Below are 24944 nucleotides of genomic sequence, written 5' to 3'. Positions count from 1 at the left end.
GCCAGTCGAAATGGGCCGTTGGTCCCGCTTGGACGGTCCGCGCGTCCGGATTCACAACTTCCGCTCAATTCCGGACCGTTGCAGACCTCGCCATGACATGCCCATGTCTCCACACTGTCACCTGGCGCCCATCCCCGCGAAACCCGGCGCCGCCAGCATGACGACGCCCCCATCCGCGGGGCGCCCGGACCCACCCCCACCTCCAGGGAGCCCGCATGTCCCCCACGTCCCCCGCATCCCGCATGCCCGGCGTCTACGCGCGTCGACTTGGCATGCTCACGGCAACGCTTGCCCTCGTCTCCCTCACCACCCTCGCCAACGCCCCCACCGCGGCCGCCGCCCCTCCCACCCCCATGAGCGCCTCGGCCGCCCGCTCGTACCTCGCCACGGTGACGCCCAGGGCCGAGGGCTCCACCAGCGGTTACAGCCGCGACCTGTTCCCGCACTGGAGCACCGTCTCCGGCAGCTGCAACACCCGCGAGACCGTCCTCAAGCGCGACGGAGTGAACGTCGTCCAGGACTCCGCGTGCGCCGCCGTGAGCGGTAGCTGGTACTCCGAGTACGACGGCGCCACCTGGACCGCCGCCTCCGACCTCGACATCGACCACGTCGTCGCCCTCGCCGAGGCCTGGCGCTCGGGCGCCGGCTCCTGGACCACGGCCAAGCGCCAGCAGTTCGCCAACGACCTCACCCGCCCCCAGCTCATAGCGGTCACGGACAACGTCAACCAGGCCAAGGGCGACCTCGACCCCGGCAAGTGGCTGCCGCCGCGCACCGCCTACCGCTGTACGTACGCCCGCATGTGGGTCAACGTGAAGCAGTACTGGGGCCTGAGCATGGACTCCAACGAGAAGACGGCCCTGGTCAACATCCTCAACGCCTGCTGACAGCCCGGGAGCCCACCCCTGGCCATGGATCTTTCCCCCACCAGGGGGAGGCCGAGCGCCCCCTCCCCGTCGTAACGTGATCGAAGCGACAACTGAGGAGGGGGAGTTGCATGGCCGGAATGCGCTTGGGACCACTGCTGCGCTACGTCGACTGGGACACGGGCGGCTCCGCCACCATATGGGTCGAGGCGGACCGCCCGTGCACGGCCGAGGTGCGCTGCGCCGACGGGGCCGGCGGCACTGTGCGCACCTTCCAGATCGCCGGGCACCACTACGCGCTGGTACCGGTGACGGGCCTGACGCCGGGCGCCACCACGGCGTATGAGGTACTGCTCGACGGCGTCCGCGTCTGGCCGCTGCCCGACAGCCCCTTCCCGCCGAGCACGATCACCACCCCCGCCGTCCCCGGCCGCGCGCCCTCGGCCCGCGCCGCCTCCGGTCCGGGGCTGCGCCTGACCTTCGGATCCTGCCGCCAGGCCGCCCCGCCCGCCGACCGGCACGGACCGCACGGACCGGACGCGCTCGACACTCTGGCGGCGCGGCTGGCCGCCGACCCGGAGGCGGTCCGGCCCGATGTCCTCCTGCTGCTCGGCGACCAGGTGTATGCCGACCACCTGTCCCGCGAGACCCGGCAGTGGATCGCGGCGCGGCGGGACCTGCGCGAGGCCCCGGGCGCCCAGGTCGCGGACTACGAGGAGTACACCCGGCTCTATTACGAATCCTGGCTGGACCCCGAGATCCGCTGGCTGCTGTCGACCGTCCCGAGCCTGCAGATATTCGACGACCACGACGTCATCGACGACTGGAACACCAGCGCGGCCTGGGTGGCGGAGATGCGCGCGACCGCCTGGTGGCAGGAGCGGGTGCTCAGCGGGCTGATGTCGTACTGGGTGTACCAGCACCTCGGCAACCTCTCCCCCGCCGAACTGGCGGCCGACGCGCTGTACGCGGCGGTACGGGAAGCCCCCGACGGCACCGACGCGCTACGGGCCTTCGCCGCCGCGGCGGACGCCGATCCGGCCACGGCCCGCTGGAGCTACCGGCGCGACTTCGGCCGGTACCGGCTGCTGATGGTGGACACCCGGGCCGCCCGGGTACTGGCCGAGGACGGCCGGGCCATGCTCGACCCGGCGGAGCACCAGTGGCTCCGGGACAACGCGCTGGAGGGGCACGGCGGTTATGACCACCTGCTCATCGGGGCCTCGCTGCCGTGGCTGATGCCGCCGCTGATCCATGACGCCGAGGTGTGGAATGCCGCGCTGTGCCGCGGGGACCGGGGGCCCCGGTGGGCGCGGATCGGGGAGAACCTGCGGCGGCGCAGCGATCTGGAGCACTGGGCGGCCTTCCCGGCCTCCTTCGCGGCGCTCAGCGATCTGATCGAGGAGGTGGGGACGGGCCCGCGGGCTCCGGCGACGGTGTGCGTCCTGTCGGGGGACGTCCATCACGCGTATGTGGCCGAGCCCCGAATACCCAGCACGGCCCGGGTGTTCCAGCTGACCTGCTCGCCGGTGCACAACTCCATCCACACCGCCGTGAAGTGGGGGTTCCGGCTGGGCTGGTCGCGCCTGGGCCGATGGCTGGGCCGCGGATTCTCCCGGCACGGGCGGACCGGCCGCCCGCCGCTGAGCTGGCGGCGTACGGATGGGCCGTGGTTCGGCAACCAGCTGATGACGCTCGCGCTGTCCGGGCGGACGGCCCGGCTCCGGCTCGACCAGGCACACAGGGAACGGCAGGGCGCCCGGCTGGTCCAGGTGCTCGACCGGGATCTCACCGCTCCGGAGTGACACAGTCCGTTACGGAGGCTTGACACACCGGTGGCCGCTGAGCGCCCCCGGACGTCCGGTGCGCGAACGCCGGGCGTACGCTGTATGGCTGTCAAGCCGCCCCTGCCGCTCCCCGCGACGTCGCGGCGCTTCCACTGTCGAAGCACGTCAACCGGACTGGGGAGTCCCGCTTTGCTTGAGACTCTGGGGTCTCTGACCTCGAGCCCATGGATCTACGCCCTGGTGGCGCTGTCCGTCGTGCTCGACGTCTTCCTGCCGGTGCTGCCGAGCGGGGTACTGGTGATCACCGCGGCGGCGGCCGCTGCCGCCGCCGGGGCGGCCGGACCGGGGGTGCCGGACATCCTGGCGCTGCTGGTCACCGCCGTCACCGCCTCGGTGCTGGGCGACATGGCCGCGTACCGGCTGGCCCTGCGCGGCGGGGCCCGCCTCGACCGCGCCATCGCCCGCTCCCGCCGGCTGACGCGCGCGCACGAACACCTCGGCACCGCCCTGGCCCGCGGCGGCGGCGCCCTGGTGGTGATCGCCCGCTTCGCCCCGGCCGGCCGCTCGGTGGTCTCCCTGGGCGCGGGAAAGATGCAGCGCAAGGTCAAGGAGTTCCTGCCCTGGTCCGTCCTCGCGGGCACGGCCTGGGCGGGGTACAGCGTGTCCCTCGGCTACTTCGGCACCCAGTGGCTCGGCACCACCTGGCTCGGCACCGCGGTCTCACTGATCGCCCTCTTCGCCGCGGGCGCCCTGGCCGCGTTCCTGATCCGCCGCCCCACCCCCACCCCGGCAACCCCCTGACGCCGACCGGCGGCCGTGGGTACCCCGGGTGGAGCAGTGCCTCACCCGTTCACCCGGCACCGATCGCCGTGCCGGGGTCGGGCTCCTAGCGTCCAAAGCACGGAGCGGATCCGAATCCGCGCCGCTTCGAGGAGCCCGAGGAGTTCTCTCCATGCCCGCCACACCGAATCGCACGCCCCGCGCGACCCACCTGCCCCGGCTGATGGCGATCGCCGCCGCGACCCTCGCCGTCGCCGCCGCCGTTCCCGCCACACTCGCCCATGCCGCCCCTTCCGCCACCGTCTCCCCCGGCACCGTCTCCCCCGGCGACCGGGTCACCCTGAACATCGCCGGCTGTGGCACCAACACCGGCAGGGCTTCCTCCCGCGCCTTCGGCGACGTATGGCTGACCCCGGGCAACCAGCAGGCCACCAACCTCATCGGCGCCGCCACCACTTACCGCAACATCAGCGCCGGCTCGCACCCCGTCACCTTCGAGTGCGGCGGCCAGCGCATCACCGTGGCCCTCAACATCAGCCCGGGCGCCGCCCGCGGCGGGCTCGGCGGCAGCGTCGACTCCATGAGCCCGGGTCAGATCGCCATGGGCGGGGCCCTCGCCGCGGGCGGCCTCGGCGCCGGCATCTGGATGCTGCGCCGCCGCTCGGGACGCTCCGCCTGACGGGCATCCGGACCGCACAGCACGGGGAGTGGCCGTTGGTCCCGTACGGCCCCTCCCCACTCCCACCCGGGCGGTCAGCCGGCGGCCACGGCCTGCTGCCCCCGCACGTGCACCCCGTCGAGCAGCGCGGCCGTCGCCTCGGCGATCGCGTCGACGGCGGCCTCGAACACCTCCCGGTTGTGCGCGGCGGGCGCCCGGAAGCCGGACACCTTGCGCACGTACTGGAGCGCGGCGGCGCGGATCTCCTCCTCCGTGGCCTTCTCGGGGATGGCGGGCGGGCGCAGGGTCTTAATGGAACGGCACATACCCCTACTATCCCGCTACCCGGGCAGCTCGGCGCCGGACAGTTTCATGATCAAACCGGCTTGCAGCCGCGCCCGCAGCGCCTGGTCGGCCACCTCGTCCAGCAGGACGATCGCCTGGTGCATCGCCTCGGCGGCCCGCCGGTCCTCCCGTAGCGAGGCGGTCTGGGCGGACATGTGCTTCAGCGCGATGTCCGCCCGCCGGTGGAACAGCTGCCCGACCAGCGTCACCACGAGCCCCACGGAGCTGGTCACCACCCCGAGGTACAGGTCGCCGCTGCTCTCGGCCTTCCACACGGCGATCCCGACCCCGACGAGCAGGATCGCCGCCCCGGCCCCGGCGAACCGCTGGCTGGTCGCGAAGCTGCTCCGCGCCTGGGTCAGCCCGTACGCGTAGTACTCGACGAGGAGCGGCGTGAAGCCGTCCCGCCGGTCACCGTCCTCCGCGGCCGGATGCCGGATCCCCCCGACGTCCGCGAACTTCGGGTCCCCCTCCTCCGCGACCGGCGCGTCCCGCCCGGCCGCCGCGAGCAACCGCTCCCGCTCCGCATCGCGCCGCCGGTCGAACCCCTCCCGCGCGACCCGCTCCAGCACCACCGCCACGACGACCGCGACCACGGCCGCCCCACCCCACGCGAGCCACTCGCCCATCCCCCGACCATCCCACGCCCCACCCCGACCGCCAACCCCCGGCACCAGCCCCCGTCTTCACGCCCCCGGACCGCGGGGCGTCACTTCTTCTTCCGAAGCCTGCGCATCTTCGCCTCGGCTTCCTTCTTCTTCCGCTGCGCCACCGCGTAGCCCGACCACCCTCCCTGGTGCAACTGACACCGGGAACTGTTCACGATCGCGGCCTTGGTGCAAGGCCGCCCCTTCGCCGTCGGCGCCCCACACCTGGGCTGACTCATCTCGACCCCACCTGCTTCCCGACTCGTGGACGCACGTCGGGATGGTCGCTCCCCCAGCACCCGCCGGGAAGGCGCAACGAAGGCGGACGGAAGCACGGTTCGAAGCTCGCCCTGCCCTGCCCTGCTTCCCGCGGCCTTCGCTCCCCGTCGCACCGCTCCAGGCCCCCTCCGGCCGGGCGTAGCCCTTGGCGACCGCTCCGGTCGTTACCAAGGCCGAAGGAGCGAAAACGATGATGTCGGCGTGGAGGAAGCGATGGGAGAAGAGTTAACTGCGACGCGTCCACGGACCATCGGACCACAATCCATAACCCACCGATAATGGGGATGTCGCATGAATCGGAACCTTGGAATCGCCACACTCCTGACGGCTGTACTGGGCGCGTCAGCCATCGGTGCCGGCAGCGCTCACGCACAGGACCCGGTCTCGATTCTTTCCGGTCTTATTTCTCCACTGCTCTGCGGTGCCGTACACCAGAACAACGGCGACAACAACACCGTCAAGGGCAATCAGACCGTCAACTGCAATCAGACCGGTGCATCGAACACACCGCCCCCGAACGGTGGCGGCATCACGGGGTACACCATCGTGCCGGCAGAGCAGCAGTGCAGCCAGGACGTCTTCTTCTGCAGCGTCACAGCCATTTGCCCCGAGGGGACGAGAGTGACGGGAGGCGGTTGGAACTACGCGGCTCCGGGAAACCCCACCCTTGAGGTTCTTGACAACGCACCGAACGCCGATGGGACCGGATGGTTCGTAAGAGTCCAGCGCGTCAACGACCAGCCCGCGGCCACCCTTCAAGCCAGAGCCATTTGCGCTGACGTATCCGGCGCGTGACCGAAAGCCCTACCGACCCCTTTGAAAAGCACCGGCGCTCGGGCACAGCCCGGCCACCATGGCGGCGTGACGTGCGCGCACGTCAATTGGACGACGTGGCAACGCTGGTCGACCCGCGGTACGCCGCCTTCGCGCCGACGACCGCACTCGGCTTCCGACGCGAGGAGATCATGCGTCGGGAGTAGGACCGGCTGCGTGTCCACCCCCCGGACCGGGCGCTGCGCGTCGAGCCGCGGAACGTCTACCGCGTGGCCGAGGACCCCGGGCCCGGGGTGGTGATCGGTGCATGCGCCCATGACCGATGTCATGTGGCGTCGCTGTGGCGTGGAAAAGCCCCCAACCGTGATCGGTTGGGGGCTTTCCGCTGGTGGGCGCGGACGGTTTCGAACCGCCGACATCTGCTTTGTAAGAGCAGCGCTCTACCCCTGAGCTACGCACCCGTGGATGAGTGGACAGCCTACATGGCGGGCACACCCCCCACGCAAACCCGTTCCCGTAGGGGAGAATGGAGCGGGGCATGGCGGACGCGGTACGGGAGAGGGATTGTGACGACGGCATCCCGGCGGTGGTTCGGCGGGCGGGACGAGAGTCGGCGGGCGGATGCGCAGGCGGCGAAGGATGCCGCCGCGGCCGCGTTCTACGAGCTGGACAGTGCGCAGCGGGACCTGCGGATCTCGGTGGAGACCATCGCAGCGGCGGACGGGTCGCCCGCGGCGCGGCAGGCGGGCGCCGGGTTCACCGCGCTCGGGCAGCGCATCGACCAGGTCAGTCAGGTGTACATCGAGGCCGTGGACGCGCACGACCTGGACCGGCCCGAGCTGGACGGTGCCGTCGCCGCGCGGGCGCGCGACGAGCTGACCCGGGCGCGCGACGAGCTCGTACGGGTCAAGGCGGAGCTGGACCGTTTCGCGCAGGGGCTGCAGCCGCTGCTGGACAGGGCCGAGACGCAGCTGGCCCGGGTGGCGCCGGCCCGGGAGCGGGCCAGGGCCGCGCTGCTGGCGGCGAGCACGGCGCTGGACGACGTACGCGGCAAGGGGATGCGGGCCGATGACCTGGCGGCGCGGCTGGCGGCGCTCGGGCCGGAACTGACCAAGCTGAACCAGGGCGCGGCGCAGCACGGCGTACAGGAGACCGTGCAGCGCGCCGACCGGATCCTGCGGGACGCGGAGGCGATACGGGCCGAGGCCGCGCGGCTGCCCGAGCGGGCGGCGGAGATCGACCGGCGGCTGGTGAGCCTGCGGACGCGGGCGCAGGCCCTGCGCAACCGGGCGGACCGGGTGGATCCGGTGCTCAGCGAGCTGCGGCGGCGGTTCAGTGCCGCGTGCTGGCAGGACCTCCAGCAGGTGCCCGACGAGGCGGTACGGGATGTGGCGCGGGCGGAGGAACGGCTGGCGGAGGCCTCTCGGGCGCGGGACGAGCAGCGCTGGGCGGACGTGGCGGCGCTGGTCGAGGCGGTCCGGACGGCGCTGGACGCCACCGACGACGCGGTGTCGGCCGCGCAGGACCGGCTGACGCGGCTGGAGGCGGTGGCGCGGGATCCGCAGGCGGAGGTGCAGCGGACGCGGTTCGCGATCCGGGACGCGCAGCGGCTGGCGATGGAGGGCCGCACCGTGCCCGAGCCGCAGCACGCGCGGCCCCTGGACGAGGCGGTGGCGCGGGTGGAGCGTGCGCTGGCCGGTCTGGAGGGGCGCCACCCCGACTACTGGGCGTTCCTGCTGGAGATGGAGCAGGTCCGCGGGTCGGTGGGCCGGGTCGTGGCCGACATCCGCGGCCGCCGCGCCGCCGGCTGAGGCGAACCCCGTGCCGTCGAGGCCCCGTGGGCTCGGGGTCGGAGTTGTCCCGGGGTGGTCAGCGGCGGATGCTGGAGGGGTCCGAACGGAGTAGAGGAGGCCGGTATGGCTGCCCACACGTTCCACAGGCCTCGCACGCTCCGTGCGTTCCGCACGCCGCAGGCACCTCCCGCCCCCGCACCGCATGAGGCCTACGGTCGTCATGCGCTCTACGGGTGCCACGAACCCCATGAGTCCTACGCGCCGTACGTACCCCACGAGCCCTACGAGTCCCACGAGCCGCAGACCTCCGGGAACGGGATGCTGCGACGCCTCCTGCGCCCCGTCAACGCCCGGCTCGACGAGCACCTGCCCGCCGACCACAAGCTCAGCAAGATCTACCGGGTCGGCGCCGGTCTGACGGGGCTGCTGCTGGTCGTCTTCGGCATCCTGGGGCTCATCGACCGCATCGGGTTCTTCGACACCGGCGGAGACAGGGTGCTCGCCCTGAACACCAACGGTGCGCTGAGCGTCCTGTCGATCTGCATCGGGGGGCTGCTGTTCGCCGGGACGGTGATCGGCGGCACCTTCGCCTCGACCCTCAACATCGTGCTGGGCCTGCTGTTCATCGCGAGCGGCTTCGTGAACCTCGCGCTGCTCGACACCGGCATGAACTTCCTGGCCTTCAGGATCCAGAACGTGCTGTTCAGCTTCGTCGTCGGCGTGATGCTGATGTGGTTCGGGATGTACGGGCGGGTCGGCAGCGCCCTGCCGCACGACAATCCGTACTGGCGCGCCCGTCACCCCGAGCAGGCGGCCATGGAGCAGCGGGCACCGATGGTCAGGAGTCACGGCTGGGCAGGCGAGCCGTAGCACAAATATTTGCCAAATGGTGATTGCTTGTGCAATTCTTTGCCGAAAGAAGGGGAAATCGCGCTTTCGTGCGCCCTCGCGCCGACCGGAACGGGTCGACGCCCCCTTCCACCTACCCGGCGCTGCCGACCACCTCCATCCAGGCCCTGGCCGAGCGCGCCCACCCGCACCACCCGTAGTGCCCCCGCATCCCGGTCCTGCCACCCGACCTGGAGAGGACACGGTCCGCCGTGAAGATCAGAACCGACGACGGCTCCCCCATGGGGTTCGGCGCCGCCCTGCGCACCGAGCGGCTCGTCGCCATCGTCCGCGGCAGGGACGCGGAGGCCTCCTTCCGTACCGTCATGACCCTCGTGGAGGAGGGCGTACCGCTCGTCGAGGTCTCCCTCAGCGGGACCGACGCCCTGCACGTCATCGGACGGGCCCGCAAGGAGCTCGGCGACACGGCGTGGCTGGGGGCCGGTACGGTCCTCACCGCCGAGGACGCCCAGCGGGCCGCCGACGCCGGGGCCAACCTGATGGCCACCCCGGGCCTCGGGGCCGGCGTCGACGAGTCCGTCCGCCAGGGGCTCCCGGTGCTCGCCGGGGTCATCTCCCCGACCGAGGTCATCGCGGCCGACGCGGCGGGCGCGTCCGCGCTCAAGCTGTTCCCCGGCTCGATCGGCGGGCCGGCGTACCTGCGGGCCCTGCGCGCACCCTTCCCCGACCTGCCGTTCGTGCCCGTCGGCGGCGTGGACGCGGCCGCCGCGGGCGAGTACCTGGCCTCCGGGGCGGTGGCGGTGGGCGTCGGCTCCCCGCTCGTCGGCGACGCCGCCGACGGCGGGGACCTGGACGCGCTGCGGCGCCGGGCCGCCGAGTTCAAGGCGGTCTGCGCGTGAGCGTGTTCACGTTCGGGGAGACGGTGCTCGCCCTGCGCGGCAGCGGCCCGCTGCGGCTCGGCGGAACGCTGGAGGTCTCGGTCGCCGGTGCCGAATCGAACGTGGCCGTCGGCCTCGCCCGGCTCGGGCACGAGGTCCGCTGGGCGGGCGCGGTCGGCGACGACGAGGCCGGCGAGCTGGTCCTGCGGACCCTGCGGGCGGAGGGCGTCGACGTGTCCGGCGCCTCCCGGGACGACGGCGGGGCCCCGACCGGGCTGACGCTGACCGCGGCCGGGCCGATGCTGACCGCGGCCGGGCTGCCGGAGCAGACACGCGGCGGTCACTACTACCGCGCGGGGTCGGCCGGTTCGCGGCTCAAGGCGTGCACGGTGGAGCGGGCCTTCACCGCGGCCCCGCCGAGGATCCTGTACCTGACGGGCATCACCCCGGCGCTGTCGCGCACCGCGCGTTCGGCGGCCACCCTCGCCCTGCGCCTCGCGGCCGAGCACTCCGCGCTGGTGTGCCTCGACGTCAACCACCGCGCGCGGCTGTGGGGGGCCGAGGAGGCCGCTTCCGTACTGCGGGAGTGGGCGCCGTCCGTGGACGTGCTGATCGCAACGCAGGACGAGCTCGCGCTGTGCCTGCCGGCCGGCGGTGCGGACGATCCGGGCGTACGGGCCAAGGAGCTCGTGCGGCTCGGGATCGGCGAGGTCGTCGTCGAGCCCGGCGCGGACGGCGCGGACGGCGCATACGGCTCGTACGGCGCGACCGCGTACGGGGAGGACGGCGCCCTCGTGCACGCCCCCGCGCGGCCCGTCCGGGCGGTGGACCCGGCCGGCGCCGGTGACGCCTTCGCCGCCGGCTACCTGTCGGCCCTGCTCGACGGGCTGGACACCGCCGGGCGCCTCGACCGGGCCGTGGCGGCGGGCGCCTTCGCGGCGGCCCCGCGCGGCGACCGGGAGGGCGCGCCGACCCGCTCGGAGCTCGGGCTGCCGGCCGCCCGCGCCGGGGCCGCACCGCACTGAGCTCCGGCGGGGCAGAGCGCCACCCCGGGGATTGACGATCCGGGGTGCGCACTGCGTAGCCTGGCCGCATGCCTCGCTACGAATACCGCTGCCGGACCTGCGAAGACACCTTCGAGGTCAGCCGTCCGATGGCCGAATCCTCCGCGCCCGCCGACTGCCCGGCCGGACACGCCGACACCGTCAAGCTGCTCTCCGCCGTGGCCGTGGGCGGCACCAGCAGCGCCCCCGCGGCCCCGATGGGCGGCGGCGGAGGCGGCTGCTGCGGAGGCGGCGGCTGCGGCTGACCCCCCGAGTCGGCGTCAGCGCTTGCGCGACAGGGTGAGTCCGTCCGAGATCGCCAGCAGGACGGACTCCATGCGGGTGTCCGCCGAGACGTGGTCGTTGAACGCGCGGACGCCCGCCGCCGAGCCCGTGGCCGACTCGTCCAGGACCGTGCCGTGGTACAGCGTGTTGTCCGTGACGATCAGGCCGCCCGGCCGGAGCCTCGGTACGAGCTCCTCCCAGTAGGCGATCTGGCTCTCCTTGTCCGCGTCCACATAGGCCATGTCGATGTGCGGCTCGGCCGGCATGGCGCGCAGCGTGTCCAGCGCCGGGGCGATCCGCAGGTCGATGCGGTCGGCGACGCCCGCCGCCTCCCAGGCCTCGCGGCCGAACGCCGTCCACTCCGTCGAGACGTCGCACGCGATCAGCGTCCCGCCGGGCGGCAGGGCCTGGGCCATCGACAGCGACGAGAAGCCCGTGAAGGTGCCCACCTCCACGATGTGGCGGGCGCCCGTCAGCCGGACGAGGAAGGCCAGCAGCGGCCCCTGCTCCTCCGCCGACTGCATCCCGGCGACGTCCGGGAACTTCTCGTACGTCGTCGCCACGAGCCCCCGCTGGACCGCGTCCAGCGGGGGGTTGTGCGCGAGCATGTACCGGTAGAGCTCATCCGTGATCTTGGTGCTGTTGCCCTTGGTCATGCGCTCAGTCTCTCAACCGCCCCGCCGAACGCGCGCACGATCTCCTCGCCCGCCAGCACCCCGGCCGTGCCGATCGCCGTCACCGTCGGCGCCGTCCAGTCGGCGTCGGCCAGTTCGCCGTGGGCCGGGCGCCATCCCTCGTCCGCCGCCAGCAGCAGGTCCGCGTCCAGCAGCGAGTCACCGGCCGCCAGCGTGGCCGTGGCCCCGGTACGGCGGGCCACCTCGCGCATCGCGGCGCTCTTGGTCAGCGGCCGCGGAACGGCGTAGATCTTCCGGCCCTGGAGCGACACCGACCAGCCGCGCTCCTGCGCCCACTCCGCCAGGGCCTTGAGCCATTCGTCCGGCACCAGCGCCCGCTCGACGACCAGGTACGCGAACAGGTCCTCCGCCACCCGCGCCTTGCGCAGCCACACCGGGTCCGCCGTCGCCAGCAGGTGCCCGTGCACCTCCTCCAGCGGCGCGCACTCCCGCTGCAGCCGCGCCGCGACCTCGCGCCGCCAGTCCTTGTCCGGCACCCCGTCCACCAGCAGCTGACCGCCGTTGGCGCAGATCGCGTACGGGGCCGGACGTCCGGGGAAGCGGATCCGCTGGTACTGCTTGCGGGTACGGGTGGTCGTCGGGACGAAGACCACCCGCGGATCGGCGGTCAGCTCGGCCAGCAGCCCGGCCGCCGTCTCCGTCATGTAGGAGAGCGGCTTGCTCTCGTGCACCTCGACGCACAGCAGCCGCGGGGCCACCGGGTCGGGCATGGTCAGGCCGAGCGCGGCCGACGAGTAGATGAGCGTGCGGTCGAGATCACTGGCTACCAGGACAGTCACTTGGAGGCCACAGCCTTTCCGTCGGCGCCGGTCGCGCCGCGCGTGAAGCGGGGGTGGATGAGTCCCACGCAGGTGTAGGGCAGCCCGTCCACCTCTTCCACGGGCACTCCCCGCTGCTCCGCGAGGAGTCGTACGTGGTCCAGGTCGGCCCCGGCACCGCGCTGGGCGAGGATCTTCCACGGGACGCGGCGCAGCAGTACCCGGGTGGTCTCGCCGACTCCCGGCTTGACCAGGTTCACGTCGTGGATGCCGTACCCCTCGCTGATGCGCTCGACCGCCGCCCAGCCCACCCAGGTGGGGGTGCGGTCCGCCGCGAGCAGTTCCTTGACCTCGTCGTCGACGGCGTCGGCCACCTCGTCGAAGCGGGCGGCGACGGTGTCGACGAAGTCGGCGGAGACGTCGGCGGCGGCGAGCTCCCGGTAGAACTTCGCGCCGTGGAAGTCGGCGGGACCGACCAGGTCGGACCTCAGAACCGTACGCGAGACCAGTCCGGAGACGGTGGAATTGAGACAGGCGGAGGGGATCAGGAAGTCCTCGCGGGTGCCGTAGGTCTCCACGCACGAGCCGGGGTCGGCGAGGACCACGATCTCCGGGTTGAAGCCCTCGAACTCCGCCAGGGCCTCGCGCAGCTCCCGCGTGATGGCGCCCTTGCCGGTCCAGCCGTCCACGAACACCACGTCTGCCGGATCGTGGTGTTCGGCCAGCCAGCGCAGCGCGTTGGCGTCGATGCCCCGGCCGCGCACGATGGAGACGGCGTAGTGCGGCAGGTCCAGGCCGTGCCGCTCGCGGGCCCAGCGGCGCATCAGTACGCCCACCGGGGTCCCGGCGCGGGCCAGGGAGACCAGCACGGGCGACGGGGAACGCTCGGCCAGGACCGTTTCGGTGACGGTGCCCACGGCGCGGGCGACCCGGACGGCGGAGGCGGTCAGCGCGCTCTGGTAGAGCTCCTGGTACTGGGGGGACGGCTGGTACTCGACGGGCAGCGACTCGGCGTAGTGCGCGCCGCCGGCCTGTATCGCCTCCTCGCGCTCCTCGGTCGGGGCCTCCAGCTCGACGTCGGAGAGGTCCTGGAGCAGCCAGCCGACGTCCTCGGGGGCGTACGAGGAGAAGGCGGGGCCGCGCAGGGGCTCGGTCATGATCGGCTCCAGCCGGTCGGGTACGTCGGGTACGTAGGAAGGTATGACGACGGGCAGGACCCGGCCGGTGTGCGGGGCGAGGGCGGCGAGCAGGCCCGTACGCAGCTCCGGGGTGTCTCCGGCCGAGTCGACCACGGCGACGACGGCGTCGAAGCCGGCGCCCGGCGTGCTGCTGCGGACGTTGTAGGCGTACCGGTCGCCGGGTCCGTCGGCGGGGCCGTCGTGGGCCGGGAAGACGAGGCGGGTACGGATGGCGTACCCGGGGTCGTCCACGGCGAGCACGGGCGAGCGGGTGGTGGTGGAGAAGCGGACCTCGTCGGCCGCACCCGCCTCCTCCAGGGCCTTCGCGAGGCGCAGCGGGGCGTACATCAGCTCCTCGTTGCCGAGTACGAGCACCCGCCCGAGCCGCTCGCCCAGCGCGGCGGCGAGCTGCCGGGCCAGGTCCGGCAGGGCCGCGTCGAGCACCGCACGGTGCGCGGGGGTGAACCCGTGCCGTCCCCCGTCGGGGACTCCGGCGGGCCAGTCCAGCTCCAGCTTCGCCGGCGACGGCGAAGGCGACGGCGACGCGGGTGCGGGCGCGGGCGCGGTCATGGCGTCCGGGGCGGCGCCCGTGGCCTCGTACTCCGCGACCAGGGCCTGGCCCTTGGCCAGTACCCCCTCCGGGAGGGAGACGGTGCCGGAGGCGAGCGCGACCAGGTCCACCCGCGCGCCCAGCTCGGCGGCGAAGGCGGTGAGGCGCTCGCGGTCCGCCGGGGAGCGCATGTCGACGAGGGCGACGACCACGTAGTGCGCCCGGGGGTGGCGGGCGTGCAGGTCGCGGATGGTGTTCAGGACGGTGTTGCCGGTGGAGAACTCGTCGTCCACGAGGACCAGCGGGCCGCTGCCCGCCAGCAGCGCGGGGTCCTGCGGCAGCAGCAGGTGCGAGGTGGCGTGCGAGTGCGCCTCCTCGAAGCCGCCCGCGGGCTCCACGCCCGCGACGGGGCGGCGGGTGGAGTGCAGGTACGGGGCGACGCCGAGGCCGTCGGCCACGCAGTGGCCGAGCCCGGTCGCGGTCTCCGCGTACCCGAGGACCACGGCCGACGCGGCCGCCGCCTCGCCGAGCAGCGCCCGGACCCGCTCCCCGAGCCCGTACCCGGCGGCGTACACGACTGCCGGGGACTGCGGGACGTGCTTGCCCAGCACCTGCGAGACCAGCAGGTGCGCCCGCTTGGGGTTGCGCCGCAGCGCCAGCCCGAGCAGCTCGTCGAGCCGCGGCCCGCCCGGTTCGGACCCCTCCTCCAGGCTCACGCCCAGCCGGTCCGCGACCCAGGTTCCCGACCACACCTCGTCGATCGTCTTGCCTTTCCTCGAAACACTCGGAGTACTCGTGTGACTGCCCGTGGCCCCCTGCGACGGCCCGCTCACACCTGGAGCCCGGCCGTGAGGAGATCGACGAAGCCGACCTCCTCCTTCGCGACCCCGAAGACCTCGGCGCGGAGCATGGTGCGCTCGGCCCAGGCCCGGTGGGGCTTCACCTCGTTCATCTTGTTCGTGTAGGCGGAGCGCATGACTCCGCCGCCGCCGCGCTCGGGGCGCAGGATGTCCTGGGCGTCGCTGAACTCCTCGTGGGAGACCACCGACAGCGCGTGGACGGGGGTGACGTGCGCGGGGTGGATACAGGTCTTGCCCAGCAGTCCGTTGGCCCGGTCGAGTTCGATCTCGCGCAGCAGCCCGTCCAGGTCGTGCTCGATCAGCGCGGTGCGCAGCTCCTCCACGCCCTCCTCCAGGAAGGGGCTGCGGCGCAGCTGGGGCTTGAAGAGGCGCTGCTGGCTGCGGAAGTACTCCCACACCGGCCCGGTGACCGTGAAGCCGGTGCCGTCGGCGCGGCTGAGCACGTTGACCACGTCGGCGATCACCCCCGCGACGATCTGGACGTCGTAGGCGGTCATGTCGGGCGTGCGGCGCAGTCCGTACGCCGAGCAGAAGTCGGTCACGCCGAGCCGCAGGGCCAGGACCCTCTCGCGGTACTTGTTGACCGTGCGGGAGATGCCGGCGAGGGCTTCGACGCGGGTCTCCAGGTGCAGGAGCTCCGGGGTCTCCAGGACGGGCATGGCATACAGCCGGGGCTGTCCGCTCTCCGCCTCGGCCTGTGCCACGGCGTCGAGGAAGGCGATTCCTCGGGTTTCGGTGAATTTGGGGAGTACGAATCCGGCCAGGCGCGAGGCGGAGCCGCCGAGGCGGCGCACGAGATCGGGTATCTGCTCGGGCGTGCGGACGCGGATGAAGAGGAGCGGCAGCTCCGCGGGGTCCTCGTCGAGGGCCGCGAACTGCCGGACGAGGTTGTCCTCGCCGTCCGCCACGTCGGCGTCGCTGATGGAATCCTCCAGGCAGAGGACCATGGAGACGACTCCGCGGGAGGCCTGCTTGCGGATGTCACCGGCGAGGTTCGGGCGGGTGGCAGGGCTGTAGAGCGTGGCTCCCAGCGCGGCCGCGAGGGTGCGGGCGGGTGAGGCAGCGGTGAACTCGGCCGGCTCCTGGTGGAAGAGGTCCTTGCGGACGGTGGGCGATATGTGCCCGAAATGACGCATGTGCTTCCCCCGTACTGCCTCGGCGGCCCAACTGGCATGGCCGGTAATAGTACGTACGAATGAGATTCAAGAGTTCCCCAAGCACATGAAATCCAGGTAACCCTCTTGCACCATGCCCAGGTCTTCCGTTCTGGACAAGGCCCTACGGGGGGCCGCATTGTCCCGGTCATGCCCGGGAGGGCAGGATGACCGGCATGACGCACGCGATGCAGAAGGGCTCGAACATCCCGGTGGCCCCCGTGGCCGTCCGGGCGGTGCTGCGCTGGACCGGCGGCGGCGAGGTTCCCGACGTGGACGCGTCCGCGCTGCTCGTGGGCCCGGACGGGCGGGTGCGGTCGGACGAGGACTTCGTCTTCTACAACCAGCCCCGCCACCCCTCCGGAGCCGTATGGCGGCTCGGCAAGAAACAGCTCGGCGACTCGATCACCGACGCCGTCCAGGCGGACCTGCGTGCCGTCACGCCGGCCGTCGACCGGATCCTCGTCGTCGCCTCCGCCGAGGACGTGCCCTTCCAGCGCGTCCACGACCTGCGGATCCTGCTCTACGACGCCACCGCCACCGGCGGCTCCGAGCCGCTGGCCTACTTCGACGTACGGCCCGAGACCGGCGCCGAGACGGCGCTGATCTGCGGCGAGCTGTACCGGCGGGGCGACGGGTGGAAGTTCCGGGCGCTGGGCGAGGGCTACTCGAACGGGCTGGTGGGGCTGGCGACCGACCACGGGATCTCCGTGGACGAGGGATCCCCGGAGGCCTCGGCCTCGGCCTCGGCGCCGGGGCCCACCGCCGAGCAGACCGCCGCGATGCGCCCGCCGGCGCCGCCCACGCAGGCTCCGCCGGCCGCGCAGCCCGCGTACGGGTACCCGCAGCCGGTGTCCCCGGCCCCGCTCCCGGGGCCCGGCGGCGACCCCACCTTCCGGCTTCCGGCGCAGGGCCCGCAGTTCGTCCGCCGCTGACCCCGGACCCGTACCGCGGCCCGGCCGGGCACCAGGGGGCGGCGGGGCCTCAGGCCTTGGTCTTGTAGCCCCGCCCCCACTGCAGGCCCCACCCGTAGAGCCGGTCCAGCTCGGCCTGGAACCCGTACACGAACTTCACCTCGCGCCGCACGATCAGCTCGCCCTTGATGTTCTCCAGGGAGACCACCGCGCAGGAGCGGGCCTGCGGGTGCCGCTCCTCCAGCGGGATCTCGATCCGCGGGCCGGTGATCGGGTAGAGGGTGACCAGGGCGTGCGTCCGGTCGAAGGCCGGGGTCTGGTCGTAGATGTACACGAAGACGAGCAGCCGCTTGATCTTGTCGATGTGGTCGAGGTTGACGAAGACCGTCTCGCCGGAGGGCGCTCCGAACCGGTCGTCGCCGCTGAGCTTCACGTACGGCGGGCTGTTGATGTCCCCGTGGAGGTTGCCCAGCGGCTGTACGACGCCGCGGGTGCCGTCGGTCAGCTCGTAGAGGCAGCCGATGTCGAGGTCGACATTGACCATGCCCTGGGTGTGGGCCTGCACCATGTCGGGCTTGAACAGCTTGAACGGATGCCGGAAGAGCTGACCGCTCGGGCCGACACTGCGGCCGCCGATGTCCGAGGTGCGCATGCGCCAGGAGAGGTTCACGCGCAGATTGCCGTGCACCGCGCCCTGTTTGGTGAGCGACACCGTCGGATGGCGTTTGGTCAGCTCGATCGCGTTCGACGAGGCGCTGCCCGACTGGAACTGCGTGGCGCGCGCGCCCCTGAGCCCGTCGAAGAAACCCATGCCCCAACCCCCCAGGTCGGTCCTGTGCCCGGATGTGCGGCGGGGCGGCCGCGCGGACCCGTGGATCCGCGTGGCCGCCCCGTCACACAGAAATGATTCCGCGTGAAGCGTTCCGCAATCAGGGCCGGGTCACACCCCGGCCTTGACCTCCGCCGACTCGCCGTCCCCGCCCTCGGCCTCGATGCGCTTGTTGCGGCGCACCGAGGACCAGAAGGACCAGGCGATCAGCACGACGCCGACGAGGCCGGTGATGACCTCGTTGATCTCGTACTGGATCGTGACGAGCAGGATGACGGCGAGCGCGCCGATGGCGTAGTGCGCGCCGTGCTCCAGGTAGACGTAGTCGTCCAGGGTGCCCTGGCGGACCAGGTAGACCGTGAGCGACCGGACGTACATGGCACCGATGCCGAGGCCGAGGGCCATGAGCACGATGTCGTTGGTGATGGCGAAGGCGCCGATGACGCCGTCGAAGGAGAAGGACGCGTCGAGGACCTCGAGGTAGAGGAACATGAAGAACGCGGCCTTGCCCGCCATGGCGACGGCCGAGACCGGCTTCCCGGTCTTCTTCGCCGCTTCCTCGGCCTCGTGCTCGGCCTCTTCCTCCTCTTCCAGCTTGTTCTCGAAGTAGCCGGAGAGGCCGCCGACGACCATGTAGGTGATCAGGCCGAGGACGCCGGAGATCAGGACGGTCTGCGCCTTGTCCACATGGGTGCCGCCGTGCTGGTGGGCATTGGCTGCGAAGGTCATGGAGGTGATGACCAGAACGATCAGCGCGATGCACGCCGAGAGCATGTCGATCTTGCCGAGCTTGGCGAGCGGGCGCTCCAGCCACGCGAGCCACTTGATGTCACGGTCCTCGAAGATGAAGTCGAGGAAGATCATCAGGAGGAACATTCCACCGAAGGCAGCGATGGACGGGTGAGCGTCCGTGACCAGCTGCTTGTACATGTCCTTGTCGGTCATGGCCAGGTCGACGGCCTCGATGGGCCCGATCTTGGCACTGATCGCGACGATCACGACGGGGAAGACCAGACGCATGCCGAACACGGCGATGAGGACACCGATGGTGAGGAAGATCTTCTGCCAGAAGGCATTCATCTTCTTCAGGATTCCGGCGTTGACCACCGCGTTGTCGAAAGACAGCGAGATCTCCAGGATGGACAGGATCGCGACGATCCCGAACGCCTGCCACCCCCCGTAGAACACCGCTGCGACCAGACCGAGCGCAGTGACTGCGAACGACCAGCCGAAGGTTTTGAGAACCACAGGCACCCCATCGTCTTGTACGGCTTTACGAAACGTTGACCCCGAAGTCTAGAGCGATGCCCCTGAGCCCCGACGCGTACCCCTGCCCCACCGCACGGAACTTCCATTCGCCCCCGTAGCGGTAGACCTCGCCGAAGATCATCGCCGTCTCGCTGGAGGCGTCCTCGGACAGGTCGTAGCGGGCCAGCTCCTGGCCGTCCGCCTGGTTCACCACGCGGATGAAGGCATTGCTGACCTGACCGAAGCTCTGCCGGCGGGCGTCCGCCTCGTGGATCGAGACCGGAAAGACGATCTTGTCCACCCGCTCCGGCACCTTGGTGAGGTCGATGATGATCGACTCGTCGTCGCCTTCACCCTCGCCGGTGAGGTTGTCCCCGGTGTGTTCGACGGAGCCCTCGGGGCTCTTCAGGTTGTTGTAGAAGACGAAGTACTCGTCCCCGAGCACCCGGCCGTCGCTGCACAGCAGCGCGCTGGCGTCGAGGTCGAAGTCGGCGCCCGTGGTCGAGCGCGCGTCCCATCCGAGGCCGATCAGAACCCGGGTGAGGTTCGGTGCGGCCTTGGAGAGGGAGACATTGCCCCCCTTGGCGAGTGTGACGCCCATGTTGTGGTCCTCCCCGGACGACGGTGTGGCGATGGCGGTACGGCGTGCTGCGGTACGGCGGCGTACGGCTGTGCGGCGGTACGGCTGTGCGGTGATGCGGCGGTGCGGTGATGCGGCGGTAAAGCCCGTCCGGCGCCGTACACACAGTGCACGGCGCCGGACGGTACTACTGCTCTCGGACTCAGACGTTGACGCCGAAGTCCTGCGCGATGCCGCGCAGACCGGAGGCGTAACCCTGGCCGATGGCGCGGAACTTCCACTCCGCGCCATTGCGGTACAGCTCGCCGAAGACCATGGCGGTCTCGGTCGAGGCGTCCTCGGAGAGGTCGTAGCGGGCGAGCTCGGTGTTGTCGGCCTGGTTCACGACGCGGATGTACGCGTTGCGGACCTGGCCGAAGCTCTGCTGGCGGCTCTCGGCCTCGTAGATCGAGACGGGGAAGACGATCTTCTGGACCTCGCCCGGGACGCCGGCCAGGTTGACCTTGATCGCCTCGTCGTCGCCCTCGCCCTCGCCGGTGGTGTTGTCACCGGTGTGCTCGACCGAGCCGTCCGGGCTCTTCAGGTTGTTGAAGAACACGAAGTTCGAGTCGTTGGCGACCTTGCCCTGGTCGTTGGTCAGGATCGCGCTGGCGTCGAGGTCGAAGTCGACACCGGTGGTGGTGCGAGCGTCCCAGCCCAGACCGACGATGACCGCCGTCAGGTTCGGCGCGGCCTTGGTCAGCGAGACGTTTCCGCCCTTGCTGAGGCTGACTCCCACGGGTCCTCCATTGGTGTTGTGTGGGGCTGTGCCCCGCCGTGCGGTTACTACCGGATCAACGCTTCGATCCTAGTGACGGGTTCCCACCCGCACCCGGATTTCTCAGAGGCTGTCGAGGGCCTTGATGTACTCGTTCAGGTCACGCGCGTCGGGCAGCCCGTTGACGACGGTCCACTTCACGATGCCGTCCTTGTCGATGATGAAGGTGCCGCGGACCGCGCAGCCCTTCTCCTCGTCGAAGACTCCGTACGCGCGGGAGGTCTCGCCGTGCGGCCAGAAGTCCGACAGCAGCGGGTACTCCAGCCCCTCCTGCTCGCCGAAGACCCGCAGGGTCGGCACCGAGTCGTTGGAGACCGCGAGGAGCTGCACGTCGGCGTTCTGGAACCGCGGCAGCTGGTCGCGCAGCTCGCACAGCTCACCGGTGCACACACCGGTGAAGGCGAAGGGGTAGAAGAGCAGCACGACCGCCTTCTCCCCCCTGAAGTCGGAGAGCCGCACGGTGGCGCCGTGGTTGTCCTTGAGCTCGAAGTCCGGGGCCTTGGTGCCGACCTCGATCGCCATGTGTCGCATTCCCTTCGTTCCTGCTTGGCCGCACTGGGCCGTTCGGGTGGTGCCACCCTATGGCCACGGGGTCCGTTTTGTGGACCCGCAACGCACGCACCCCGCCGACCGGGGATCAACCTGGTCGACGGGGTGCGTGTCCGCTTGGCTGGGTACGGCTCAGCGCTTCTTTACGGCGGTCTTGGGCGTCACCAGCTTGGTGGCGCCCCATTCCTTGCCGACGGGAAGACCCTTGGCCAGCGAGAGGCCGGCGGTCTCGGCCGCCTCCTTGATGTCGCTGGCCTCGACGTAGCCGGGGCGGCCGGTCTTGGGGGTCAGCAGCAGGATCAGTGCGCCGTCCTCGATCAGCTCGGTGGCATCGACCAGAGCGTCCGCCAGATCGGCGTCGTCGTCCTCCCGGTACCACAGCAGTACGGCGTCGGCGACGTCGTCGTAGTCCTCGTCGACGAGCTCGCCGACGAGTTCCTCGACGACGTCACGGAAATCCTGATCGACGTCGTCGTCGTAGCCGATCTCCTGGACCACCTGTTCGGACTGGAAACCCAGCCGGGCGGCCAGGTTCTCCGCGTGGTCCGCGGTCGCGCTCACGGGGTGCCTCCTGCTCATGTTCGGTGAATGTCTTTCGGCGGCGCGCGTACGCGCAGCATTGGACGTAGTCCACACGGGCGCGGCGGATCGCGCAAGTACCCGGCCGCCGAGACCGTCGAAACGGTGACGATTACGGCCGTCTCGCCGCAACTTTCAGCACCTCGATGTGTACCTCGGGTGATTCATCCCACACCATTCCACCTCATTCGGCATCGGGTCGGGACTTTCCTACCTGTTTGAGGGACGAACGGCCTTACGAAGTCGCTGATCCTCATGGGCGTAAGGTTGCGGTTTGGCCGGTCTCGTCACCCAGTCGTCCCTGATTCGCTGCCGACTCCAGGGATTACCCAGTGGTAAAGGTGACGATTTCGGTCGAGCGTAAGACCATGGGAGGCGGCGACCCAAGGCACGACTCCCCCGACAGCGAAGGAACAGCGTGGCTTCCGCATCCGATCGCAATCCGATCATCATTGGCGGCCTGCCGAGCCAGGTCCCGGACTTCGATCCGGAGGAGACGCAGGAGTGGCTCGACTCCCTGGACGCAGCCGTCGACGAGCGGGGCCGTGAGCGTGCCCGCTACCTGATGCTGAGGCTGATCGAGCGGGCCCGCGAGAAGCGCGTGGCCGTGCCCGAGATGCGCAGCACGGACTACGTCAACACCATCGCCACCAAGGACGAGCCCTACTTCCCCGGCAACGAGGAGATCGAGCGCAAGGTCCTCAACGCCACCCGGTGGAACGCGGCCGTCATGGTCTCGCGCGCCCAGCGTCCCGGGATCGGCGTCGGCGGCCACATCGCCACGTTCGCCTCCTCCGCCTCCCTCTACGACGTGGGCTTCAACCACTTCTTCCGGGGCAAGGACGAGGGTGACGGCGGCGACCAGATCTTCTTCCAGGGCCACGCCTCGCCCGGCATCTACGCGCGCGCCTACCTCCTGGACCGGCTCTCCGAGCAGCAGCTCGACGCGTTCCGGCAGGAGAAGTCGAAGGCCCCGTACGGCCTTTCCAGCTACCCGCACCCGCGGCTGATGCCGGACTTCTGGGAGTTCCCGACCGTCTCGATGGGCCTCGGCCCGCTCGGCGCGATCTACCAGGCCCGGATGAACCGGTACATGCAGGCGCGCGGGATCGCGGACACCTCCAAGTCCCACGTTTGGGCGTATCTCGGCGACGGCGAGATGGACGAGCCGGAGTCGCTCGGCCAGCTGTCCATCGCCGCCCGCGAGGGCCTGGACAACCTGACCTTCGTCGTCAACTGCAACCTCCAGCGCCTCGACGGCCCGGTGCGCGGCAACGGCAAGATCATGCAGGAGCTGGAGTCGCAGTTCCGCGGCGCCGGCTGGAACGTCATCAAGCTGATCTGGGACCGCTCCTGGGACCCGCTGCTGGCGCAGGACCGCGACGGCATCCTGGTCAACAAGCTGAACTCGACCCCGGACGGCCAGTTCCAGACGTACGCGACCGAGTCGGGCTCGTACATCCGCGAGCACTTCTTCGGCGGGGACCAGCGGCTGCGGGCGATGGTCGAGAACATGACCGACCGGCAGATCCAGCACCTGGGCCGCGGCGGTCACGACCACAAGAAGGTCTACGCGGCCTACGCGGCGGCCAAGGCCCACAAGGGCCAGCCGACGGTGATCCTGGCGCAGACCGTCAAGGGCTGGACGCTGGGCCCGAACTTCGAGGGCCGCAACGCGACGCACCAGATGAAGAAGCTGACGGTCGACGACCTCAAGCGCTTCCGCGACCGCCTGCACATCCCGATCCCGGACTCCCAGCTGGAGGACGGCGCGCCGCCGTACTACCACCCGGGCCGCAATTCCCCCGAGATCCAGTACATGCACGACCGCCGCAGCGCGCTGGGGGGCTACGTGCCGACCCGCGTGGTGCGCGCGAAGCCGCTGCAGCTGCCGGACGAGAAGACGTACGCGGCCGCCAAGAAGGGTTCGGGCCAGCAGTCGATCGCCACCACCATGGCCTTCGTCCGCATCCTGAAGGACCTGATGCGGGACAAGGAGATCGGCAAGCGCTTCGTGCTGATCGCGCCCGACGAGTACCGCACCTTCGGCATGGACGCCTTCTTCCCGAGCGCCAAGATCTACAACCCGCTGGGCCAGCAGTACGAGGCGGTCGACCGCGACCTGCTGCTCGCGTACAAGGAGTCGCCGACCGGCCAGATGCTGCACGACGGCATCTCGGAGGCGGGCTGCACGGCCTCGCTGATCGCCGCGGGTTCGGCGTACGCGACGCACGGCGAGCCGCTGATCCCGGTCTACGTCTTCTACTCGATGTTCGGTTTCCAGCGCACGGGTGACCAGTTCTGGCAGATGGCCGACCAGCTTGCGCGCGGTTTCGTCCTCGGTGCGACCGCCGGCCGGACCACCCTGACGGGTGAGGGCCTCCAGCACGCCGACGGTCACTCCCAGCTGCTGGCGTCGACCAACCCGGGCTGCGTGGCGTACGACCCGGCCTACGGCTACGAGATCGCGCACATCGTCAGGGACGGTCTGCGGCGGATGTACGGGCCGGAGGCCGAGGACGTCTTCTACTACCTGACGGTCTACAACGAGCCGATCCAGCACCCGGCCGAGCCGGCCGACGTCGACGTCGACGGCATCCTCAAGGGCATCCACCGGGTCTCGGCGGGTACGGCCGGCAGCATCGGGGCGCAGATCATGGCCTCCGGTGTGGCGGTGCCGTGGGCGCTGGAGGCGCAGCGGATCCTGGCCGCGGAGTGGAACGTCAAGGCGGACGTCTGGTCGGCGACCTCCTGGAACGAGCTGCGCCGCGAGGCCGTCGAGGTCGAGGAGCACAACCTGCTCCACCCGGAGGAGGAGCAGCGCGTCCCGTACGTGACGCGCAAGCTGTCGGGTGCGCAGGGGCCGTTCGTGGCGGTGTCCGACTGGATGCGGGCGGTTCCGGACCAGATCTCGCGGTGGGTGCCCGGCCCGTACACCTCGCTGGGCGCGGACGGCTTCGGCTTCGCGGACACGCGTGGTGCGGCGCGGCGCTTCTTCCACATCGACCCGCAGTCGGTGGTCCTCTCGGTGCTGACCGAGCTGGCCAAGGAGGGCAAGGTCGACCGCTCGGTGCTGAAGCAGGCCGTCGACCGGTACCGGCTGCTGGACGTCGCGGCGGCGGACCCGGGCGCGGCCGGCGGCGACGCGTGACGCACGGCGCTCCCACCGCGTCTGCCTGGAGGTTTCCTTCATGCGGAGCATCGTAAGGAACAAGTAAAGGGAACCGGTAAAGCAGAAGCGGCGGCGGG

24 protein-coding genes and 1 tRNA gene are annotated in these 24944 nt (G+C 71.1%); 12 read left to right on the top strand and 13 right to left on the bottom strand.

Annotated elements, in window-relative coordinates; genetic code table 11:
* Window positions 1-242 precede the first annotated feature (242 nt).
* The 4 genes from AB0M99_RS33280 (at window position 243) to AB0M99_RS33265 (ending at window position 4112) form a co-directional block, all read left to right on the top strand.
* Window positions 243-887, top strand: coding sequence for an HNH endonuclease family protein (locus AB0M99_RS33280; protein WP_365927181.1), 645 nt, complete (start codon window positions 243-245; stop codon window positions 885-887).
* A 110-nt stretch (window positions 888-997) separates the two neighbouring features.
* On the top strand, window positions 998-2671 hold the full coding sequence (locus AB0M99_RS33275) for an alkaline phosphatase D family protein (RefSeq protein ID WP_365927149.1): 1674 nt from the start codon (window positions 998-1000) through the stop codon (window positions 2669-2671).
* 171 nt (window positions 2672-2842) lie between these two features.
* A complete protein-coding gene (locus tag AB0M99_RS33270) occupies window positions 2843-3454 on the top strand; it encodes a VTT domain-containing protein (RefSeq protein WP_365927147.1) in 612 nt (203 codons plus the stop codon).
* Between the two features lie 151 nt (window positions 3455-3605).
* Window positions 3606-4112: a hypothetical protein gene (locus AB0M99_RS33265; RefSeq protein WP_365927145.1), complete on the top strand. Its 507-nt coding sequence runs from the start codon at window positions 3606-3608 to the stop codon at window positions 4110-4112.
* Between the two features lie 74 nt (window positions 4113-4186).
* Here the strand turns inward: AB0M99_RS33265 and AB0M99_RS33260 are convergent, their stop codons facing one another.
* Both AB0M99_RS33260 and AB0M99_RS33255 read right to left on the bottom strand, forming a co-directional pair.
* Window positions 4187-4417, bottom strand: a complete 231-nt coding sequence (locus AB0M99_RS33260) for a DUF2277 domain-containing protein (protein ID WP_365927143.1) — start codon at window positions 4415-4417, stop codon at window positions 4187-4189.
* A 15-nt stretch (window positions 4418-4432) separates the two neighbouring features.
* Window positions 4433-5065 (bottom strand): hypothetical protein, encoded by a 633-nt coding sequence (locus AB0M99_RS33255; RefSeq protein WP_365927141.1) that lies wholly within the window; start codon window positions 5063-5065, stop codon window positions 4433-4435.
* 588 nt (window positions 5066-5653) lie between these two features.
* On the opposite strand from AB0M99_RS33255, the gene AB0M99_RS33250 reads away from it, so the two are divergent.
* Window positions 5654-6157 (top strand): hypothetical protein, encoded by a 504-nt coding sequence (locus tag AB0M99_RS33250; protein WP_365927139.1) that lies wholly within the window; start codon window positions 5654-5656, stop codon window positions 6155-6157.
* A 365-nt stretch (window positions 6158-6522) separates the two neighbouring features.
* On the opposite strand, the gene AB0M99_RS33245 is transcribed toward AB0M99_RS33250, so the two are convergent.
* Window positions 6523-6597 (bottom strand) — tRNA-Val (locus AB0M99_RS33245).
* A 21-nt stretch (window positions 6598-6618) separates the two neighbouring features.
* Between AB0M99_RS33245 and AB0M99_RS33240 the strand changes: the two genes are divergently transcribed.
* The 5 genes from AB0M99_RS33240 to AB0M99_RS33220 all read left to right on the top strand — a co-directional run bounded on the left by AB0M99_RS33240 (window position 6619) and on the right by AB0M99_RS33220 (window position 10965).
* Entirely contained in the window at window positions 6619-7947 is a 1329-nt protein-coding gene (locus AB0M99_RS33240) for a hypothetical protein (protein ID WP_365927137.1), read from the top strand.
* 300 nt (window positions 7948-8247) lie between these two features.
* The gene (locus tag AB0M99_RS33235; RefSeq protein ID WP_365927135.1) at window positions 8248-8799 is read left to right on the top strand and encodes a DUF4383 domain-containing protein; all 552 of its coding nucleotides are present in this window, start codon (window positions 8248-8250) and stop codon (window positions 8797-8799) included.
* A 260-nt stretch (window positions 8800-9059) separates the two neighbouring features.
* Entirely contained in the window at window positions 9060-9677 is a 618-nt protein-coding gene (locus tag AB0M99_RS33230; RefSeq protein ID WP_365927179.1) for a bifunctional 4-hydroxy-2-oxoglutarate aldolase/2-dehydro-3-deoxy-phosphogluconate aldolase, read from the top strand.
* The gene (locus tag AB0M99_RS33225; RefSeq protein ID WP_365927133.1) at window positions 9674-10681 is read left to right on the top strand and encodes a sugar kinase; all 1008 of its coding nucleotides are present in this window, start codon (window positions 9674-9676) and stop codon (window positions 10679-10681) included. Before AB0M99_RS33230 ends, AB0M99_RS33225 begins: the two co-directional genes overlap by 4 nt.
* Window positions 10682-10749: 68 nt before the next feature.
* A complete protein-coding gene (locus tag AB0M99_RS33220; RefSeq protein ID WP_365927131.1) occupies window positions 10750-10965 on the top strand; it encodes a zinc ribbon domain-containing protein in 216 nt (71 codons plus the stop codon).
* Window positions 10966-10980: 15 nt separating this feature from the next.
* On the opposite strand, the gene AB0M99_RS33215 is transcribed toward AB0M99_RS33220, so the two are convergent.
* The 4 genes from AB0M99_RS33215 to AB0M99_RS33200 form a co-directional block, all read right to left on the bottom strand.
* Window positions 10981-11640, bottom strand: a complete 660-nt coding sequence (locus AB0M99_RS33215) for an O-methyltransferase (RefSeq protein WP_365927129.1) — start codon at window positions 11638-11640, stop codon at window positions 10981-10983.
* Complete coding sequence (locus tag AB0M99_RS33210; protein WP_365927127.1) at window positions 11637-12458, bottom strand: HAD family hydrolase; 822 nt, start codon at window positions 12456-12458, stop codon at window positions 11637-11639. Before AB0M99_RS33210 ends, AB0M99_RS33215 begins: the two co-directional genes overlap by 4 nt.
* On the bottom strand, window positions 12455-14926 hold the full coding sequence (locus tag AB0M99_RS33205; protein WP_365927177.1) for a phosphoribosyltransferase: 2472 nt from the start codon (window positions 14924-14926) through the stop codon (window positions 12455-12457). Before AB0M99_RS33205 ends, AB0M99_RS33210 begins: the two co-directional genes overlap by 4 nt.
* Before the next feature lie 68 nt (window positions 14927-14994).
* Window positions 14995-16161: an HpcH/HpaI aldolase/citrate lyase family protein gene (locus AB0M99_RS33200; RefSeq protein ID WP_365927125.1), complete on the bottom strand. Its 1167-nt coding sequence runs from the start codon at window positions 16159-16161 to the stop codon at window positions 14995-14997.
* A 194-nt stretch (window positions 16162-16355) separates the two neighbouring features.
* On the opposite strand from AB0M99_RS33200, the gene AB0M99_RS33195 reads away from it, so the two are divergent.
* Window positions 16356-17114 carry a TerD family protein gene (locus AB0M99_RS33195; RefSeq protein ID WP_365927175.1) on the top strand — a complete coding sequence of 253 codons (759 nt, stop codon included), beginning with the start codon at window positions 16356-16358 and terminating at the stop codon, window positions 17112-17114.
* Window positions 17115-17163: 49 nt separating this feature from the next.
* On the opposite strand, the gene AB0M99_RS33190 is transcribed toward AB0M99_RS33195, so the two are convergent.
* The 6 genes from AB0M99_RS33190 to AB0M99_RS33165 all read right to left on the bottom strand — a co-directional run bounded on the left by AB0M99_RS33190 (window position 17164) and on the right by AB0M99_RS33165 (window position 21677).
* Window positions 17164-17904 carry a Tellurium resistance gene (locus AB0M99_RS33190; protein WP_365927123.1) on the bottom strand — a complete coding sequence of 247 codons (741 nt, stop codon included), beginning with the start codon at window positions 17902-17904 and terminating at the stop codon, window positions 17164-17166.
* A gap of 129 nt (window positions 17905-18033) precedes the next feature.
* Entirely contained in the window at window positions 18034-19170 is a 1137-nt protein-coding gene (locus AB0M99_RS33185; RefSeq protein WP_365927121.1) for a DUF475 domain-containing protein, read from the bottom strand.
* Between the two features lie 25 nt (window positions 19171-19195).
* Entirely contained in the window at window positions 19196-19771 is a 576-nt protein-coding gene (locus AB0M99_RS33180) for a TerD family protein (protein WP_365927119.1), read from the bottom strand.
* Between the two features lie 181 nt (window positions 19772-19952).
* A complete protein-coding gene (locus AB0M99_RS33175; protein ID WP_365927117.1) occupies window positions 19953-20528 on the bottom strand; it encodes a TerD family protein in 576 nt (191 codons plus the stop codon).
* A gap of 102 nt (window positions 20529-20630) precedes the next feature.
* Window positions 20631-21089, bottom strand: a complete 459-nt coding sequence (locus tag AB0M99_RS33170) for a peroxiredoxin (protein WP_365927115.1) — start codon at window positions 21087-21089, stop codon at window positions 20631-20633.
* A gap of 159 nt (window positions 21090-21248) precedes the next feature.
* Window positions 21249-21677 carry a DUF3052 family protein gene (locus AB0M99_RS33165; RefSeq protein WP_365927113.1) on the bottom strand — a complete coding sequence of 143 codons (429 nt, stop codon included), beginning with the start codon at window positions 21675-21677 and terminating at the stop codon, window positions 21249-21251.
* Window positions 21678-22113: 436 nt separating this feature from the next.
* Between AB0M99_RS33165 and aceE the strand changes: the two genes are divergently transcribed.
* Window positions 22114-24846 carry a pyruvate dehydrogenase (acetyl-transferring), homodimeric type gene (aceE, locus tag AB0M99_RS33160; RefSeq protein WP_365927111.1) on the top strand — a complete coding sequence of 911 codons (2733 nt, stop codon included), beginning with the start codon at window positions 22114-22116 and terminating at the stop codon, window positions 24844-24846.
* Window positions 24847-24944 lie beyond the last annotated feature (98 nt).

Origin of the sequence: Streptomyces sp. NPDC051183 (assembly GCF_040682455.1) — a bacterium.
Taxonomy (GTDB): domain Bacteria; phylum Actinomycetota; class Actinomycetes; order Streptomycetales; family Streptomycetaceae; genus Streptomyces.
Note: the sequence above shows the minus strand (reverse complement) of the source record. Positions and strands in the feature narration are given on the sequence as shown.

What these genes read in the sequence shown, in the direction of transcription:
- AB0M99_RS33265 (WP_365927145.1), top strand. Translation starts at nt 3,606, where the DNA reads ATGCCCGCCACACCGAATCGCACGCCCCGCGCGACCCACCTGCCCCGG.
- AB0M99_RS33170 (WP_365927115.1), bottom strand. Translation starts at nt 21,089, where the DNA reads ATGGCGATCGAGGTCGGCACCAAGGCCCCGGACTTCGAGCTCAAGGAC.
- AB0M99_RS33200 (WP_365927125.1), bottom strand. Translation starts at nt 16,161, where the DNA reads ATGCGTCATTTCGGGCACATATCGCCCACCGTCCGCAAGGACCTCTTC.
- AB0M99_RS33275 (WP_365927149.1), top strand. Translation starts at nt 998, where the DNA reads ATGGCCGGAATGCGCTTGGGACCACTGCTGCGCTACGTCGACTGGGAC.
- AB0M99_RS33240 (WP_365927137.1), top strand. Translation starts at nt 6,619, where the DNA reads ATGGCGGGCACACCCCCCACGCAAACCCGTTCCCGTAGGGGAGAATGG.
- AB0M99_RS33255 (WP_365927141.1), bottom strand. Translation starts at nt 5,065, where the DNA reads ATGGGCGAGTGGCTCGCGTGGGGTGGGGCGGCCGTGGTCGCGGTCGTC.
- AB0M99_RS33250 (WP_365927139.1), top strand. Translation starts at nt 5,654, where the DNA reads ATGAATCGGAACCTTGGAATCGCCACACTCCTGACGGCTGTACTGGGC.
- AB0M99_RS33220 (WP_365927131.1), top strand. Translation starts at nt 10,750, where the DNA reads ATGCCTCGCTACGAATACCGCTGCCGGACCTGCGAAGACACCTTCGAG.
- AB0M99_RS33235 (WP_365927135.1), top strand. Translation starts at nt 8,248, where the DNA reads ATGCTGCGACGCCTCCTGCGCCCCGTCAACGCCCGGCTCGACGAGCAC.
- AB0M99_RS33280 (WP_365927181.1), top strand. Translation starts at nt 243, where the DNA reads ATGCCCGGCGTCTACGCGCGTCGACTTGGCATGCTCACGGCAACGCTT.
- AB0M99_RS33180 (WP_365927119.1), bottom strand. Translation starts at nt 19,771, where the DNA reads ATGGGCGTCACACTCGCCAAGGGGGGCAATGTCTCCCTCTCCAAGGCC.
- AB0M99_RS33195 (WP_365927175.1), top strand. Translation starts at nt 16,356, where the DNA reads ATGACGCACGCGATGCAGAAGGGCTCGAACATCCCGGTGGCCCCCGTG.
- AB0M99_RS33260 (WP_365927143.1), bottom strand. Translation starts at nt 4,417, where the DNA reads ATGTGCCGTTCCATTAAGACCCTGCGCCCGCCCGCCATCCCCGAGAAG.
- AB0M99_RS33190 (WP_365927123.1), bottom strand. Translation starts at nt 17,904, where the DNA reads ATGGGTTTCTTCGACGGGCTCAGGGGCGCGCGCGCCACGCAGTTCCAG.
- AB0M99_RS33215 (WP_365927129.1), bottom strand. Translation starts at nt 11,640, where the DNA reads ATGACCAAGGGCAACAGCACCAAGATCACGGATGAGCTCTACCGGTAC.
- AB0M99_RS33230 (WP_365927179.1), top strand. Translation starts at nt 9,060, where the DNA reads ATGGGGTTCGGCGCCGCCCTGCGCACCGAGCGGCTCGTCGCCATCGTC.